Genomic DNA, 17,023 nt, shown 5'->3' with positions numbered 1-17,023 from the left:
GATGAAACAACAACACAATATTTTGGCAACATCTGTGGCTGCTTGTCTGATGCTTTTGACCAGCAGTAACCATGCAGCGCCAGCACCTAATGCGGGTCAACTGCTACAACAACAGCAACAAGGACAAAGCCTTGAACCACAGGCTGCTGTTCAGATAGAAAGTTCAGCAAGCAATAACGTACCTAACTCACCTGATATCCAAATTCCTGTACGCAAAATTGAAATCACTGGAAATAGTCGTTTTAGCACAGCGCAATTGCATCACTTAGTGGCGGATGCCGAAGGTAAACAATTGAGTCTTCAGCAACTTTGGCAAGTAGCCCAAAAGATTACCACTTACTACCAGCAACAGGGCTATGCCTATAGTCGGGCTTATCTGCCTCAGCAGAATCTAAGTCAGGGTGTAGTACGTATCAATGTACTCGAAGCGTATTATGATCAAACCCAGATTGATAATCAAAGTCGAACGCAAAACTGGCTAATTGAACAAACCGTTGCACCACTTAAACAAGGTGAGCGGATCAACAGTGACCAGATGCAACAACAACTCAAACTGCTCAATCGTTTAAATGGGGTCAATACCCGAAATGTTTTGACCCCTGGTGCAACAGTCGGAAGTAGCCAACTCAATGTTGAAGTACAAAATGCAGGCATGTTGAATGGTTATATTGGCGCAGATAACTTTGGTAATCGTTATACCAGTCAAGTGCGTGGAACCGCTGGAATTTCTGCCAACAACCTTGCAGGCTTAGGCGATGAACTGAGTTTAGATGTAATGACTGCAGGCAAACGCATGAACTACGGGCGCGTGGGTTATGCATTTACCTTTACAGGAATGGGTACTCGGGCAGGCGCAAGTTATTCTTATCTAGATTATGAACTTGGAAAAGAGCTAAAAAACATTGGCGCAGAAGGGAGTGCTGCACAAAGTAGCGTATTCATTAGCCAACCTGCCTTACTGACCAATAATGCAGAAGTCCTTCTCAGCTTACAATATGATCATAAACAACTGAAAGATGATATTCAGCTCAATCAATATTACAAACATCGAAATATTGACGTGGTGACTGCCCGACTGGATGGCTCGCAGTTCGATCAATTCTTGGGTGGAGGCTTAACCCAATATGGTGCCTCAACCAGTTATGGTCGTGTGAAATTTAAAAACGATGATGCCGCTGCTTTAGATGCGCAAACAGCGAAGACAGCTGGAGACTACTATACAGCTACATTGAATCTGTCACGCTTACAAAACCTAAGCAATAAGGGCACGCAAGGCTATTTGGGAGTTTATGGACAATACAGTCCTTATAATCTAGACAGTGCAGAGCAATATCTAGGTGGTGGTCCATTTAATGTTCGTGGTTATGAATCGAGTCAATTTGCAGGCTCTACAGGTTATTTGGCCACGGCAGAACTGAGACAAAGTTTATTTGCCGATGCAAAGCATCAGCTAACAGGGAAAGTATTTATCGATACAGCAGAAGTCACGTTAAATGCTAAGCGTTGGGCAGGTGTGACAGGCGATAATCAAGTTCAAATCAGTAGTGCAGGTTTAGGTTTGAACTGGACGAGTGCGTGGAATATTCAAGCCAATGCAGAAGTTGCCTTTCCAATTGGAAATACGCCAGAGCAGTTGCAAGACCGTGATAATCACCAGTACTGGTTGAGTTTAAGAAAGACTTTCTAATTTGATTGAATAAATAAGGAGGCTTTTGTCTTCTTATTTATGTCGCCACGCGATAGCAACACGCTGTATGGTTAAACTCAATTTATTTGAGTAACGAAAAACTCCCTCCTTCAAAAAAGGTGAGAAGTATTCACTTCGCAAGGGGGAGGATTCAAACAATCTGAGTAAAAACTTAGCAAAAGGGATTTAAAAATCTAGCTGATGAGATTAAAACTTACACAGCCACACTTTACATTTAAAGTTTAAATTCTTTTGCGTAGACGAAGTCAAACCTTGCGCTGCAAACAAAGCCGATTAATATTCGTTGGGTGACCGCTACACCATCTATGATTAAATGATGTAAAAGCAAAATGATTAAATGGATATAAGTTGGAATGCCATTGATGAGTAATGGATATTTTTATCATGATTATTTGTATAGGCTTGTATATACAAATAACATCGACTCAAGATACAATGAGTTAGAATATTTTGTATGAGTTTTAGCCAATGTCAAGAGCGTCAAAGCACAATGATCTAGACTTATCTCTAGAAGAAGATAGTCCTGTTCCTTTGTATTTGCGCGTGAAGCAAATGATTTCACAAAAAATTTATGAAGGAACATGGACTGTAAATAAAAAAATTCCTTCAGAAAGTGAGTTGGTGAATTTACTGGGTTGTAGTCGTATGACGGTCAATCGGGCATTGCGCGAACTGACCAGTGAAGGTTTATTGGTGCGTATACAAGGTGTTGGCTCTTTTGTCGCTGAAGGGCAAGGTCGTACAGCATTATTTCATGTGAATAATATTGCAGAAGAAATTATTGCGAGAAATCATAAACATCATGCTGAAGTATTGGTACTTGAACAAATTCAAGCCAATGAAGAACAAAGTCGATTAATGCAAATTCGAGAAGGACAACGACTATTTCACTCGATCATTGTGCATTATGAAAATGATGTGCCTGTGCAGATCGAAGATCGTTTAGTTGATCCCGTACTGATTCCAGATTATTTGGCACAAGATTTTAAAACTATCACGCCTAATGCCTATTTAATGTCAAAAGCACCTGTTACTGAAGGTGAGCATGTGGTTACTGCTATTCTTGCTTCAGCACAAGAATGTAAATGGCTAAAAATCAATAAAACAGAGCCTTGTTTATTGATCCGCCGTAGAACATGGTCCAATAAACAACTGATCTCCAGTGCAAGACTGATTTATCCTGGCAGTCGCTATTATTTGGAAGGTAAATTTACCCAATGATTGAGCTTTTAAAAGCCAGCCATTACAAAAAAATGCGATGGAAAAATGGGAAAGGCTATACGCTTGAAATCGCCCGTAGTGTCGGTGAAAGCTTAGTTGAGTTTGATTGGCGGATTTCGATGGCCGATGTGAAAACATCGAGTGATTTTTCCAAGTTTAATGGGATGAATCGCTTTTTGACGGTATTGGAAGGTCAAGGTCTTTCACTGCGTATAGATGATGATTTTAAGTATTTAAAAACATTGCAGTCCGTCGAGTTTCGTGGAGACAGCGTGGTCAGTTGTGAATTGCTGGCAGGGTACATTCGCGATTTTAATTTGATTTTTAATCCAAAAAAGTTTGATGCACAGTATCAGTGGATTTTCTCTCCAGAAGCCTTAGAAATACCCATATTATCTGACGTGATGTTTGTTTTTAATCAGAGTGTTGAGGTGTTAGTTATCGAAATTGGTCAACAGATTTTTCATCTGGAACATCAGGACAGTCTTAAACTCGAAGATGAAAAATCATTAAAGACAATCATTTTAAATCAGCAATTTTTAAAGCAAACTTGTCTAATACAACTCACAAAAATCTAAATTTTATTGATTCTACTTAAACGCATACAACCTTAAGTTGTCTGCGTTTTTTGTTTTTATGAAAAATAAATCTATTTATTTTATATGTTTATAAATTTTTTTAAAAATAATTTAAAAAGCATCTTTTCAATATTAAAGATTTGTGTAGTATATAGATGTATATACAAGTTAGTACATTGCTATACAGTGAATGCAGTTTAATTTGCTGGTTTAAACTCAAAGGAAGGAGTCCTATTGTGACAACAACGACAACAAAATTTCGTGATGTAGAAATTCGCGCACCTCGTGGTACTAAGCTCAATGCAAAAAGTTGGTTGACTGAAGCTCCACTGCGTATGTTGATGAATAATCTTGATCCTGATGTCGCAGAGAATCCAAAAGAGCTTGTTGTTTACGGTGGTATTGGTCGTGCTGCACGTAATTGGGAATGTTATGACAAGATTGTTGAAACACTTAAAACTTTAGAAAATGACGAAACTTTATTGGTTCAATCAGGTAAACCCGTCGGCGTATTCAAAACACATAAAGATGCACCACGTGTTCTTATTGCCAATTCAAACTTAGTTCCACATTGGGCAAATTGGCAACATTTCAACGAGCTAGATGCCAAAGGCTTGGCAATGTATGGTCAAATGACCGCAGGTTCTTGGATCTATATCGGCAGCCAAGGCATTGTACAAGGCACCTATGAAACTTTTGTTGAAGCTGGTCGCCAGCACTACAACGGGGACTTAAAAGGTCGTTGGGTGTTGACTGCTGGTTTAGGTGGAATGGGAGGGGCTCAGCCTTTAGCTGCGACATTGGCAGGCGCATGCTCGCTTAATATCGAATGCCAGCAAGCCAGTATTGATTTCCGTTTACGTACACGTTATGTCGATGAACAAGCAACAGATTTAGATGATGCTTTGGCGCGTATCGACCGTTATACCAAAGAAGGCAAGGTGATTTCGATTGCGCTACATGGCAATGCAGCTGAAATTTTACCTGAATTAGTTCGCCGTGGCGTTCATCCGGACATGGTGACGGATCAAACCAGTGCACATGATCCACTCAATGGCTATTTACCCATTGGTTGGACATGGGAAGAATATCGTCAACGTGCCAAAACTGAGCCAGAAGCAGTGGTAAAAGCTGCAAAACAATCTATGGCGAAGCATGTACAAGCGATGTTGGATTTCCAAAAAATGGGTGTTCCAACCTTTGACTATGGCAATAATATCCGTCAAATGGCGCAGGAAGAAGGCGTAGAAAACGCATTTGATTTCCCTGGTTTTGTACCTGCTTATATCCGTCCATTATTCTGTCGTGGTATTGGACCATTCCGTTGGGTTGCACTTTCAGGTGACCCTGAAGATATCTATAAAACAGATGCAAAAGTTAAAGAATTGATTCCAGATGATGAACATTTACATCGTTGGTTAGACATGGCAAGAGAACGGATTAGCTTCCAAGGCTTACCAGCACGTATTTGCTGGGTTGGTTTAGGCTTGCGTGCAAAATTAGGTCTGGCATTTAATGAAATGGTACGTAGTGGTGAGCTTTCAGCACCAATCGTCATAGGTCGCGATCATTTAGACTCAGGTTCGGTTTCCAGTCCAAATCGTGAAACTGAAGCAATGCAAGATGGTTCCGATGCTGTATCTGATTGGCCATTATTGAATGCTTTACTTAATACAGCAGGTGGCGCGACTTGGGTTTCATTACATCACGGCGGTGGTGTCGGGATGGGCTTCTCTCAACACTCAGGTGTCGTGATTGTTTGTGATGGTACCGATGAAGCAGCAGCACGTATTGCTCGGGTATTGACCAATGACCCAGCAACAGGCGTGATGCGTCATGCAGATGCTGGTTATGATATTGCCGTCGAATGTGCCAAAGCGCAAGGTTTGAACTTGCCGATGATCACCAAATAAAAGACATGGACATTACGATGCTTTTTGCAATTGTGTAAGTAGCATCGTAAGAGAACAATATAGCGTAAAACAGGACGTCAAAATGGAACTTTTAATTCAACCAGGCAAGCTCACTCTCGCAGATCTTCGCCAAGCGTATTTAAATCCAATCAAAGTTAAACTTGATGACAGTGCTTATGCTGGCATCAATGCCAGTGTTGCATGTGTCGAAAAGATTGTGAATGAAGGACGCACAGCTTACGGTATCAATACTGGTTTTGGCTTACTCGCTTCAAGTAAAATTGCTCCTGAAGACTTAGAACAGTTACAACGTTCATTGGTACTTTCTCATGCTGCTGGTGTGGGAGTACCTTTAGATGATGCGATGGTTCGCTTAATTATGTTGTTAAAGGCCAATAGTTTGGCACGTGGTTTTTCTGGTATCCGTCCTAAAGTGATTGATGCAATCCTTGCCTTGATCAATGCAGAAGTTTATCCACATATTCCATTAAAAGGTTCAGTCGGCGCTTCAGGTGACTTGGCACCCCTTGCACATATGTCTCTGGTTTTACTCGGTGAAAGTAAAGCACGCTATAAAGGGGAATGGTTCCCAGCAGTTGAAGCACTTAAAATCGCAGGTTTAGAACCCATTACTTTAGCAGCCAAAGAAGGTTTGGCACTTTTAAATGGTACACAGGTTTCAACAGCATACGCATTACGTGGTCTATTTGAAGCTGAAGATTTATTTGCTGCTGCGACCGTTTGTGGTGGGTTAAGCGTTGAAGCTATGCTCGGTTCACGTGCGCCGTTTGATGCACGTGTCCATGAAGTTCGTGGTCAGCGTGGTCAAATTGATGTTGCCGCTGCATATCGTGACTTATTGACTGAATCAAGTGAAATTGCACATTCACATGAAGATTGTAGCAAGGTTCAAGACCCGTATTCACTGCGTTGTCAACCTCAAGTGATGGGGGCTTGTTTAACGCAAATTCGCCAAGCAGCAGAAGTATTAGCGATTGAGTCGAATGCAGTTTCAGATAACCCATTGGTGTTTGCGGCAGAAGGTGACGTAATCTCAGCGGGTAACTTCCATGCTGAACCTGTGGCAATGGCTGCTGATAATTTAGCCTTAGCGATTGCAGAGATTGGTTCACTGTCTGAACGTCGTGTTTCGATGATGATGGATCGCCATATGTCACAGCTTCCTCCATTTTTGGTTGCCAATGGTGGGGTGAATTCGGGCTTTATGATTGCTCAAGTAACAGCCGCTGCGTTAGCGAGTGACAATAAAGCACTTGCACATCCTGCCAGTGTTGATAGTTTACCGACCTCTGCAAATCAGGAAGACCATGTTTCCATGGCGCCTAATGCAGGAAAACGCTTGTGGTATATGGCTGATAACGTTCGCGGCATTCTTGCAGTTGAGTGGTTAGGTGCATGTCAAGGACTTGATTTCCGTGAAGGATTGAAAAGCTCTCCTAAACTTGAGCGTGCCCGAAAAATTCTGCGTGATCAAGTGGCGTATTACAGTGAAGATCGTTTCTTCGCGCCAGATATCGAACAAGCAAGTGAATTGCTCGCAAGTGGTTGTCTGAACGAATTGCTCATTGCAAAGCTACTACCGAGCTTGTCCGAAGTGTGATCAATAAAACGGTCACATGGAGTGACCGAATCTAACTAAATTTCCTCAAGGATTGGAGATTATAATGTCACAACACTCCACATTACAGCGGGGGTTAAACACCCGTCATATCCGCTTTTTGGCATTGGGTTCAGCGATTGGCACGGGGCTTTTCTATGGATCAGCAACGGCAATTAAAATGGCTGGTCCGTCTGTTTTAATTGCTTATATGGTTGCAGGGATTGCAATTTATATTGTGATGCGAGCATTAGGGGAAATGGCTGTTCATAACCCTGTATCAGGTTCTTTTAGTGAATATGCCTCAAATTATATTGGTCCTTTAGCTGGTTTTACCACAGGTTGGACCTACGTTTTTGAAATGATCATTGTCGCCTTGGCTGACGTGACTGCTTTCGGTATCTATATGGGGTTTTGGTACCCCGATGTGCCACGATGGATCTGGATTTTATCGCTGATTATGTTCTTAGGGGCAATTAACCTGATCCACGTTAAAGTCTTTGGTGAGGTGGAGTTCTGGTTATCCATCGTCAAGGTCAGTGCTATTGTTGCCATGATTTTGGGTGGTTTTGGTCTGATGTTCTATGGCTTCAATGCCGATCACACTGGTTTTGTACCAGGTATTCAAAACCTATGGATTCATGAAGGTTTTATGCCAAATGGGATTATGGGTTTAGTTGCCTGTTTATCTGTTGTGGTATTTGCATTCGGTGGCATCGAAATCATTGGGATTACAGCGGGTGAGTCACAAGATCCGAAAACGTCGATTCCTCGTGCGATTAATGCGGTTCCTGTGCGTATCTTACTTTTTTATATTCTGACGATTTTTGTATTGATGTCGATTTTCCCATGGAATCAAATTGGTAGCCAAGGCAGTCCATTTGTACAAATTTTTGAAAATTTAGGCATCAAATCTGCAGCAACTGTTTTAAATATTGTGGTCATTACAGCTGCAATTTCCGCGATCAATAGTGATGTATTTGGTGCAGGGCGTATGCTCTATGGTATGTCTAAGCATAAACAAGCACCTCAAGTGTTCCAGAAACTCTCACGTAATGGTGTTCCATGGATGACTGTAGTGGTGATGGCGGGGGTGTTACTTATTGGGGTAGTGCTTAACTATCTGATTCCTGAAAATGTATTTATTATCATCGCATCAATTGCAACATTTGCAACAGTTTGGGTGTGGTTGATGATTTTACTTTCTCAAGTGGGCATGCGTCGTAAACTATCTAAGTTAGAAATTAAAGCATTAGATTTCCCTGTAATAGGTTGGCCTTATGCGCCTGCATTTGCCATTGTATTTATGCTGTTTATTTTAGCCATGATGGGATATTTTCCAGACTCACGACCTGCGCTTTATGTTGGTATAACCTGGTTAGTTTTACTCTGGATTGCCTATACGATTTGGGTAAAGCCCAAGCAAAACTCAGTAAAAGAAAAACAAGATCTCCAACAAAACATCGAAATGGAAAGCTGATATTGAAGCTGCCCAAGCATGATTAAAGCATGGGCAGTAAGAGGAAATGTCAATGAAAAAACTTTGGACAAACTGTCATATTGCAACTATGCAAGATGGGCGATACTCCAGTGTTGAATATGCTGCAATCGTTACTTTAGCGCAACATATCCACTGGATTGGCGCAGAAAAAGATGTTCCTGTAGATGACTATGCTGAAACCATTGACCTCAATGGCGCATGGGTGACTCCCGGTTTAATTGATTGTCATACGCATAGTGTATTTGGCGGAAATCGCAGTGTTGAGTTTGAAAAACGCTTACAAGGTGCCAGCTATGCAGAAATTGCAGCGAGTGGTGGTGGTATTGCAAGCACTGTACGGGCAACCCGAGAAGCAAGTGAAGAACAACTCCTTGCTTCAGCACTGAAACGTATTCGTTGTATGCTTAAAGATGGAGTAACCACCATTGAAATTAAGTCAGGCTATGGTCTGGACTATATCAATGAACGCAAAATGCTTCGTGTGATTCGTAAAATCGCTCACACTTTACCGATGACCGTAAAAAGTACGTGTTTGGCTGCACATGCTTTGCCACCAGAGTATCAAGATCAAAGTGATGCTTATATTGAACATATCTGTGCAGAGATGTTACCCAAACTTCATCAAGAAGGTTTAGTCGATGCTGTCGATGCTTTCTGTGAGCATTTGGCATTTTCTCCTGCGCAAGTTGAGCGTGTTTTTAAAGCAGCTCAAGCATTAAACTTACCCGTTAAACTACATGCAGAACAACTCTCATCTCTTGGTGGTTCAACGCTTGCTGCGCGTTACCATGCATTGTCCGCAGATCATTTGGAATACATGACCGAAGCTGATGCCAAAGCCATGGCAACTTCAGGCACAGTTGCTGTGTTATTGCCAGGAGCATTCTATTTTTTAAGAGAAACCAAATATCCACCTTTAGATAGTTTGCATCAACATGGTGTCCGTATTGCATTATCCAGTGATTTAAATCCAGGAACATCGCCAACTTTATCATTACGTTTAATGCTGAATATGGGCAGTACATTATTTCGTTTAACACCAGAGCAAGCACTCGCAGGTGTCACAACGCATGCTGCTTATGCACTGGGTTTACAAGACACGCATGGCACATTAGAACAAGGTAAAGTGGCGGACTTTATTGCTTGGGATATAGAACATCCTTCTGAAATTGTGTATTGGCTTGGCGGTGATTTGTCAAAACGAATCATCCAACATGGAAATGAAATCTTGATCTCAGCATGAGATTAATTTTGATAGAGTGATATTAATAATGAATCATTCATTTATGTGGCAAGGACGACAAGATGGGGAGGGTGATGCATATCTTCGACTCCATCAAGTGATCAATACCAGTCCTCAGGCATCTTTTGCTTTCATTGGCTTTAGTTCAGATGAAGGAGTTAAACGCAATCATGGACGCTTAGGTGCAGCAGATGCACCAGATATGATTCGTGCTCAATTGGCAAATTTACCAGTGCATCAACCTGTGACTATTATCGATTTAGGTACGGTGATTTGTGATCATGCTGAACTTGAAATAGCGCAGGCGGAATTAGCGCATCAAGTTGAACGTAGTTTAAATTCCAACATGAAGCCCATTGTGTTAGGTGGTGGACATGAAGTTGCCTTTGGGAGTTTTTCAGGCTTATTTCAATACATTCAAAATAATCATCTAAATAAGAAAATAGGGATTATTAACTTCGATGCACATTTTGATTTGCGCGAAGCTGAATATGTCACTTCAGGCACACCTTTTTTAAATGCTGCTAAACTATCAGAGCAGTTTGATCAAGAATTTAATTACATGTGTATTGGTGTTGCTAAGCATTCAAATACTAAAATTTTGTTTGACACAGCAGCACGTTTAAACTGTAATTATATTTACGATTATGAATTAAAACTGCAAAATGTTGAAAATTTAATCTTAAGAATAAATAATTTTATTAAAAAAGTAGACTATTTGTATATTACGGTTGACCTTGATGTATTTAACGCTAGCATTGCGCCGGGTGTCAGCGCACCTGCGGTGAAAGGAATCGATTTATCTACTTTTGACCCATTATTAGAAGCCATTAAAAAAACTGGCAAGATCAAAGTTTTTGATGTGGCTGAATGTAATCCACGGTTTGATTTGGACAACAGAACTGCCAAATTAGCCGCTTATATCATTTTTAACTACATATTTGATTGATGATTCAAGTGACTTCATCAAAAGGATAAGCAAAGTATGTCTAATTTATCTTATATCTCTCAAAATAACGGTCCATGGTCTACCTACCTTGAACAAATCGAGCGTGTTACACCGCATTTAGAACATCTCAAAGATTATATCGACACCTTAAAGCGACCAAAACGTGCTTTGATTGTCGATGTACCGATTGTTATGGATGATGGTACGATCCGTCATTTTGAAGGCTATCGTGTTCAACATAACTTATCCCGTGGTCCTGGTAAGGGCGGTATTCGCTACCATCCAGATGTAGATCTCAATGAAGTGATGGCTCTCTCTGCTTGGATGACTATTAAAACTGCGGTTTTAAATCTACCTTTTGGTGGTGCAAAAGGTGGTGTTCGTGTCGATCCTCGTCAACTTTCCCCACGTGAATTAGAACGTTTAACACGTCGTTATACCAGTGAAATTAGCCATATTATTGGCCCTCAAAAAGATATTCCAGCACCTGATGTTGGTACCAATCCCAATGTTATGGGTTGGATTATGGATACATATTCATCGGGTCAAGGCCATACAGTAACAGGTGTTGTAACGGGTAAGCCGATTCATTTGGGCGGCTCTTTAGGTCGAATTAAAGCAACTGGGCGTGGAGTATTTATTACAGGCCAACAAGTTGCAGCAAAAATTAAACTTCCTTTAGAGGGTGCACGAGTTGCTGTTCAAGGTTTTGGTAATGTTGGTAGTGAAGCTGCATATCTATTTGCAGATTCGAAATCTATTATTGTAACAATTCAAGACCATACAGGGACGATTTATAATCCTCAAGGTATTGATTTAGCTGCTTTAAAGACTTATTTAGAGAGCAATCAGGGCGTGGGGGGATTTGCTGGCGCTCAAGCAATTAGTGATGAAGATTTCTGGGATGTCGAAATGGATATTTTGATTCCGGCTGCATTGGAAGGTCAAATCACGGTTGAACGTGCGCAGAAATTAACAGCGAAATTGGTACTCGAAGGGGCAAACGGTCCAACTTACCCAGAAGCAGATGATATCTTAATCCAACGTGGTATTACCGTTGTACCTGATGTGATTTGTAATGCAGGCGGTGTAACTGTAAGTTATTTTGAATGGGTTCAAGATATGTCAAGCTACTTCTGGTCGGAAGAAGAAATTAACCAAAGACTCGATAAATTGATGGTTCAAGCGATTAATGATGTATGGCAGACTTCAAATGACAAAGTATGTAGTTTAAGAACGGCTGCCTTTATTTTAGGTTGTGAGCGTATCTTAAAAGCTCGTATGGAACGCGGTATTTTCCCAGGCTAATTTTTTTGTTGTAAGCGTGACCTTAGCAGATCTCTGCTAAGGTCATTTTTATTTTATCTGTTTAAAGCGCATTTTGACAGACTATTTAAACAGCGAATTTATAGAATCTATTGAATTATAAATGCCTTACCAGAATCTTGGTATTATCTACAAATAACATTCCATAAACCTTAATTTATTTTACTGTAGATTTTTTACTGCTTTATTTTGCATATAGATTTGAGCAGTTAGTTAAAGAGTATCAATACATTGATCTTACGCGACACCTGATACTACAAGCAAAGTAGTGCTTTGTTTTTACTTAGTATGCAATGCGATAAAAATTATTAGACTGAATTGTAAGAATAAACCTAAATATACCCTGAATAAAATGTCTTAAATTTTGTGTAGTATTTGCCTTTTTATGGTTTTAATTTCACATGAATTAAATTATAAAGTATATTTAGTGTGTGAATAAATTATAGACGCTTCTGCTATAAACCTTTTTAGAAAGTAGTTAATAATATGAATAAAGTATACTCAAAATGCATCTATGTTTTGAGCATTGGTAGTGTATGTGGCTTTACGACTTTGTTAGCAGCTGCACCGACATTACAATACTTAAAAACCTACCAAAGCTGTATAAATACAGCAAAAACCACAGCAAACAAGCAATTATGCATTAGTGCAGAGCATTTACGTCAGAATGAAAGATTAAACTTGGCAGTAAAAAACCTGACATCTAAGCTCTCAGCATATGAACAAAGTAGATTGACCGATGCTCAAGTAGAGTGGCGATCTTTTCAAAATTTTAAAGATGATCAATGTGATCAAGCCGCATTTGATGATGAAAATGCAGCTAAATCTTCAGGTAAAAATATGACAGCACTAGATTGTGACCGACAGTCGCTTGAACGGGTGGTTGAACGCGCTAATGAGTTGGAACAAGGCAATGTGCGGGCCGAATATTATCTTGATCCATAATTTACGATTTCTCACGATGTTTAACTCATCGAAATGTTTTATAAAAAAGTATTTGTTCATTTTAGTGAAGATAAATAACCAGCGTAAGGAAAAGGAAACCTTCTTATGATCAGCAAACAGCAATTGACAACCAATAATCCACAACACCAAATGGATGGACGTAAATTTAGGGCTTTGAGCGTTTTAGCTGTATTAACACTAGGTTTGTCACTAACAGCCTGTGTTTCAACACCTAATCCTGTGCAACAAGCAGCTGATAAATTGGTTGGGCAACATGTAAATAAAGCGATTGGTATCTTTGGATCACCCACTTATCGCGTTCCTGCAAGTAATAATGGTGGCTCTGCAATGTGGGAAAATTCGGTTGTTTCCCAACATGTTGTACAACAGTTTGTGCAAACAGGAACTGAATATGCAGGGCAGCGTGTTGTTGGACAAACTGGTGGGCAAGGTGTTGTTGGTGCTATTTATGAAAATCAATATCGCCCGACTGGATATTATCAAAATGCGGTACAAGAGCGTGCTCAGTATCTGTGTAATATCACGGCATTGACAGGTCCAGGTGATATTATAACGAGTATTTTAGTGATTGGATGTAAGCAGAGCAAAGATGGTTTGTGATCATCAAAACCAAACTACAGATTTAATCTGACAGATTGCCCATAAGTGGATATCTGTCAGATAGCGTTAATAAGAAGACACACTTACAGAAAATCACCTAGATCAAAATATTTTATCCAAACTCTCTAGCTTCAATTTAGCAAAATATTTTTTGCCAATTTCACTTTCCTATTTTAATTTTACCCCTTCGCTATCGCTATACCAAGTAAGTTAAAATAAGGAAGGTTCAGTGAGTAATTCACAGTGCTTAGAGGATTCTAGCCATTTTAATTATTCAACCAAATCGAAATTAAAATTACAGTAACATGCTAAAAATGAAGCCTAACTCCGATCAATTTTTATTGGTCTTATCATATGAGTAGTATCTATCTCAAAGCATATATCTATGCAAAATAAAGTAATTGCAGTATTTTTCCTGTTATTTTTAGCTAATTTCCTTTATTTTTATTAATTAATATATTATTCATTTGCTTTCGTTTTCATCATTGATAGGCACCTTTGAAGTGGCTAAACTCCATTCACCAAAGCTAGATATTCTCTATGAATTTGGTATAAAGTATATTATGGGAAATCATTTAAAAATCATGAAAATAAATTAAACAATCATAAAAATATTGTAGTAATACTTAGAGAAAAAGAATAAAATTCAATCAAATGCTGTTTGCACATGACCTCATGAAACTGAAAAAACTCATATTTTGTCTAAAGTTAAATCTGAGAAAACTTATTCTATTTTTAGCAATATTCAGCATCGCTATTTTATTTATTGCTTCGCTTTTTGTGAATTATTCTATCCAAAAAAAAGAACTATTAGATACTTCGCTTTCGTTCAATATGGAATATGCCACAAAAATAGCCCAAAAAACTGATTCTCAAATTCAGACTGTGCTAAAACAGTTAAATTATAGTGCGTCTTTACTGGGTAATTCATTTAGTGATGAGCAATTTAAACAATCAGAAGTTGATCGACTTAAATTTCAATCTAATTACTTTGATAGTGTAATCATTTCAGATAAATATGGGCATGTGCTCAATTTCTCACCTTCAAAAATTGCCATTAATAAAAATGTAGTGAATTCCACACTGGGATTTAAACAATCCCTTAAAACTCAAAAGACCGTAATCACAAGCCCATATTATTCAATTAAAAATAATTTAATTGTTTTTATTTCTCAGCCTATTTTTGATAAAAACAAAAATTATCTGGGCTTTATTGGTGGTGCAATTTATTTAAAAGAAAAAAATATTATTAATGAGTTACTAACCCTAAGCTTTAACTATAAAGATAGTTATATGTATGTATTAGATAGTAATAGAAAAATCATTTTTCATCCTGATGCAAGTCGAATAGGCTCTCTTGCAACAGATAATACGGGTCTCAATTATATGACAAGTCATATGATCGGAAAAATAAGGCTCGTCAATAGCAAAGGGGTCGATAATTTAGCAGGCTTTGCAAGAGTAAGTCATACTAATTGGATCATCGTTTCCCAACAACCGACTCATAAGCTTTTAGAAAAAGTTCCTTATCTGATTTATAAAATTATTGCTTATATGCTTGTTTTTTATATTTTAATCTTTCTGATCATCTGGAAAATATCCTATTATATCTCAGCACCATTAAATCGCTTAGCAACAATGGCGAGTCATCTCAATAACCCAGAGACTGCAACTCAAATTAAAAATGTGGATGCTTTATATTATGAGGTAAGAAATTTTAAACGCTCACTGTTACAGAGCTCTTCAAATTTTAAGAAAAAAATATCTACACTCAATCACTATGTAAATACAGATCCATTAACAGGACTTTATAATCGTAGAGGAATGGAATTACATATTGAACGCTTAATGAAAAATGAAGCAGCGTTTGCAATTATCGCCGTTGATATCGATTATTTTAAAAAAATTAATGACCAATATGGGCATGAAAAAGGAGATTTAGTCCTGACAAAAACTGCACAAAATATTAAGGATTGTGTCAGGAGTATTGATGTTTGTTGTCGGATTGGAGGAGAAGAGTTTGTGATTCTGAGTCCTATCGATAGTCAAAATTTAAGTATTAATATTGCAGAGAGGGTTCGACAGGCATTAGAAGTAACGCCAATCGGAGAAATACCCGCGATTACCGTGTCGATAGGGATAGCACATTGGCCTGAAATTTCTACAGACATCCATAAGGTGTTTAAAGCAGCTGATGAATATTTATATTTGGCAAAGAAGGATGGACGTAATTGTATTCGTTATAAAAAATAGTTTTAAAAACGACAATTTATCTTCAAGATAAATGCATTTTTTGAGTTAATTTACGTACTATTTCAATCTTAGGATGAAATGTAACAGTGTGTTGGGACTAGATCTGCGTCTAAGGGTGACTTTTCAGATCTCTACAAGATAACAATAATCCGTAGGCTTGTATGAGAAAAAAGAAAGACAGTTTAATTTAAGGTATGCTTAACCTAAATATATTTTTAACTTATTGAAAAACAATGATGTTGGTGGAGTGTTGCTGAAATTATATTCAATTTCAGAATATTGCTTGACTTACTTTTTTTCGTAATGAGGAGCTAAGCTTCTAAAGAATAATCTTCTTGTGTAGCTAGGCTCACCGCAAAACTCTCGACCGTCAGCAAGCCATGTAATGAGTCGTAGAAATAGCCTCAGACAGTTGTGGATGACATTTCCGAATACCCTATTTTTTCAAGAATTTTATATTGTACTCATGTTAATTTATACTCAGTTTATTATGTTGATTGGCATAAATCAGGTTGATGCTTTAGCAACTCCAGCTACGATTAATTCAATAATTGAATCGCCATATTTTTTTAAACCCTTGATATCTTCAGGATTGGCTAAAAAACGTAGAGCCCCATTGGTAATCATCCCAATGATATTATGTCCAGTATTTTCACAATCTAAATTCTCACGAAAAAAACCAGAATCTACCCCATGCTTTAAATAGTTAGCAGTAAAAATACCCGCCATTTGCATCAAGTTTTGAATAAATCTGGTCATTTCAGCATCTATCGAAGTTGCTTCAAGTAATAATAATTTTAGAGTTAGAGGATTCTCTTGTGCAAAAAGACGCAAACGTTCAGAAATTCGCTGACACTGTTCACGGTATTCTTCAATATTATTCACCGCCTGAGGGGCATTTTCACCAGTAAGCAATGCCATGATTTTTTGCATAGTATCCGAAATAACATGCTGCAAAATATTGCGTTTATTTTCAAAATGGCGATAGAAAGTACCATGACCAATGCCTAAGCGTTTGGCAATATCTGAAATGGCTGTTTGATGGTACCCACGCTCAGAAAATTCTAAAAACGCAGCTTCTAAAATATCGGCTTGTAATTGGATACGTTGACGTTCTGCACGACGTAAAGTTGTTGGTTCATTCATA

At 38.7% G+C, this 17,023-nt stretch carries 13 protein-coding genes; 12 read left to right on the top strand and 1 reads right to left on the bottom strand.

Annotation, left to right across the window (positions count from 1 at the left end):
- Position 1: 1 nt before the first annotated feature.
- From AC2G3J_RS13085 to AC2G3J_RS13030, 12 genes are all read left to right on the top strand, one after another.
- Positions 2 to 1,687: a ShlB/FhaC/HecB family hemolysin secretion/activation protein gene (locus AC2G3J_RS13085; RefSeq protein WP_419360328.1), complete on the top strand. Its 1,686-nt coding sequence runs from the start codon at positions 2 to 4 to the stop codon at positions 1,685 to 1,687.
- A 489-nt stretch (positions 1,688 to 2,176) separates the two neighbouring features.
- A complete protein-coding gene (gene hutC / locus AC2G3J_RS13080; protein ID WP_004721807.1) occupies positions 2,177 to 2,929 on the top strand; it encodes a histidine utilization transcriptional repressor HutC in 753 nt (250 codons plus the stop codon).
- Positions 2,926 to 3,507 carry a HutD/Ves family protein gene (locus AC2G3J_RS13075; protein ID WP_419328846.1) on the top strand — a complete coding sequence of 194 codons (582 nt, stop codon included), beginning with the start codon at positions 2,926 to 2,928 and terminating at the stop codon, positions 3,505 to 3,507. The genes hutC and AC2G3J_RS13075 overlap by 4 nt, the downstream gene beginning before the upstream one ends.
- A gap of 236 nt (positions 3,508 to 3,743) precedes the next feature.
- On the top strand, positions 3,744 to 5,420 hold the full coding sequence (gene hutU / locus AC2G3J_RS13070; RefSeq protein ID WP_262781686.1) for a urocanate hydratase: 1,677 nt from the start codon (positions 3,744 to 3,746) through the stop codon (positions 5,418 to 5,420).
- An 82-nt stretch (positions 5,421 to 5,502) separates the two neighbouring features.
- The gene (gene hutH, locus AC2G3J_RS13065; protein WP_336954745.1) at positions 5,503 to 7,041 is read left to right on the top strand and encodes a histidine ammonia-lyase; all 1,539 of its coding nucleotides are present in this window, start codon (positions 5,503 to 5,505) and stop codon (positions 7,039 to 7,041) included.
- A 64-nt stretch (positions 7,042 to 7,105) separates the two neighbouring features.
- Positions 7,106 to 8,518: an amino acid permease gene (locus AC2G3J_RS13060; protein ID WP_336954746.1), complete on the top strand. Its 1,413-nt coding sequence runs from the start codon at positions 7,106 to 7,108 to the stop codon at positions 8,516 to 8,518.
- A 52-nt stretch (positions 8,519 to 8,570) separates the two neighbouring features.
- Positions 8,571 to 9,782: an imidazolonepropionase gene (gene hutI, locus AC2G3J_RS13055; RefSeq protein ID WP_336954747.1), complete on the top strand. Its 1,212-nt coding sequence runs from the start codon at positions 8,571 to 8,573 to the stop codon at positions 9,780 to 9,782.
- 28 nt (positions 9,783 to 9,810) lie between these two features.
- Positions 9,811 to 10,731 (top strand): formimidoylglutamase, encoded by a 921-nt coding sequence (hutG, locus tag AC2G3J_RS13050; protein ID WP_336954748.1) that lies wholly within the window; start codon positions 9,811 to 9,813, stop codon positions 10,729 to 10,731.
- Between the two features lie 36 nt (positions 10,732 to 10,767).
- Entirely contained in the window at positions 10,768 to 12,039 is a 1,272-nt protein-coding gene (locus AC2G3J_RS13045; RefSeq protein ID WP_483770096.1) for a Glu/Leu/Phe/Val family dehydrogenase, read from the top strand.
- A 504-nt stretch (positions 12,040 to 12,543) separates the two neighbouring features.
- Positions 12,544 to 13,002, top strand: a complete 459-nt coding sequence (locus AC2G3J_RS13040; protein ID WP_483770095.1) for a lysozyme inhibitor LprI family protein — start codon at positions 12,544 to 12,546, stop codon at positions 13,000 to 13,002.
- 105 nt (positions 13,003 to 13,107) lie between these two features.
- Positions 13,108 to 13,623, top strand: coding sequence for a hypothetical protein (locus AC2G3J_RS13035; protein WP_419328853.1), 516 nt, complete (start codon positions 13,108 to 13,110; stop codon positions 13,621 to 13,623).
- A 675-nt stretch (positions 13,624 to 14,298) separates the two neighbouring features.
- Entirely contained in the window at positions 14,299 to 15,876 is a 1,578-nt protein-coding gene (locus AC2G3J_RS13030; protein ID WP_336954752.1) for a sensor domain-containing diguanylate cyclase, read from the top strand.
- Positions 15,877 to 16,383: 507 nt separating this feature from the next.
- Here AC2G3J_RS13030 and AC2G3J_RS13025 read toward each other — a convergent pair.
- Positions 16,384 to 17,022: a TetR/AcrR family transcriptional regulator gene (locus AC2G3J_RS13025; RefSeq protein ID WP_336954753.1), complete on the bottom strand. Its 639-nt coding sequence runs from the start codon at positions 17,020 to 17,022 to the stop codon at positions 16,384 to 16,386.
- Position 17,023 lies beyond the last annotated feature (1 nt).

Source organism: Acinetobacter legionensis, assembly GCF_057165765.1.
Note: the sequence above shows the minus strand (reverse complement) of the source record. Positions and strands in the feature narration are given on the sequence as shown.

Bases quoted from the DNA above. Each gene is read 5' to 3' on its own strand.
- AC2G3J_RS13085 (WP_419360328.1), top strand. From the start codon at position 2: ATGAAACAACAACACAATATTTTGGCAACATCTGTGGCTGCTTGTCTG.
- hutC (WP_004721807.1), top strand. From the start codon at position 2,177: ATGTCAAGAGCGTCAAAGCACAATGATCTAGACTTATCTCTAGAAGAA.
- AC2G3J_RS13075 (WP_419328846.1), top strand. From the start codon at position 2,926: ATGATTGAGCTTTTAAAAGCCAGCCATTACAAAAAAATGCGATGGAAA.
- hutH (WP_336954745.1), top strand. From the start codon at position 5,503: ATGGAACTTTTAATTCAACCAGGCAAGCTCACTCTCGCAGATCTTCGC.
- AC2G3J_RS13060 (WP_336954746.1), top strand. From the start codon at position 7,106: ATGTCACAACACTCCACATTACAGCGGGGGTTAAACACCCGTCATATC.
- hutI (WP_336954747.1), top strand. From the start codon at position 8,571: ATGAAAAAACTTTGGACAAACTGTCATATTGCAACTATGCAAGATGGG.
- hutG (WP_336954748.1), top strand. From the start codon at position 9,811: ATGAATCATTCATTTATGTGGCAAGGACGACAAGATGGGGAGGGTGAT.
- AC2G3J_RS13045 (WP_483770096.1), top strand. From the start codon at position 10,768: ATGTCTAATTTATCTTATATCTCTCAAAATAACGGTCCATGGTCTACC.
- AC2G3J_RS13040 (WP_483770095.1), top strand. From the start codon at position 12,544: ATGAATAAAGTATACTCAAAATGCATCTATGTTTTGAGCATTGGTAGT.
- AC2G3J_RS13035 (WP_419328853.1), top strand. From the start codon at position 13,108: ATGATCAGCAAACAGCAATTGACAACCAATAATCCACAACACCAAATG.
- AC2G3J_RS13030 (WP_336954752.1), top strand. From the start codon at position 14,299: ATGAAACTGAAAAAACTCATATTTTGTCTAAAGTTAAATCTGAGAAAA.
- AC2G3J_RS13025 (WP_336954753.1), bottom strand. From the start codon at position 17,022: ATGAATGAACCAACAACTTTACGTCGTGCAGAACGTCAACGTATCCAA.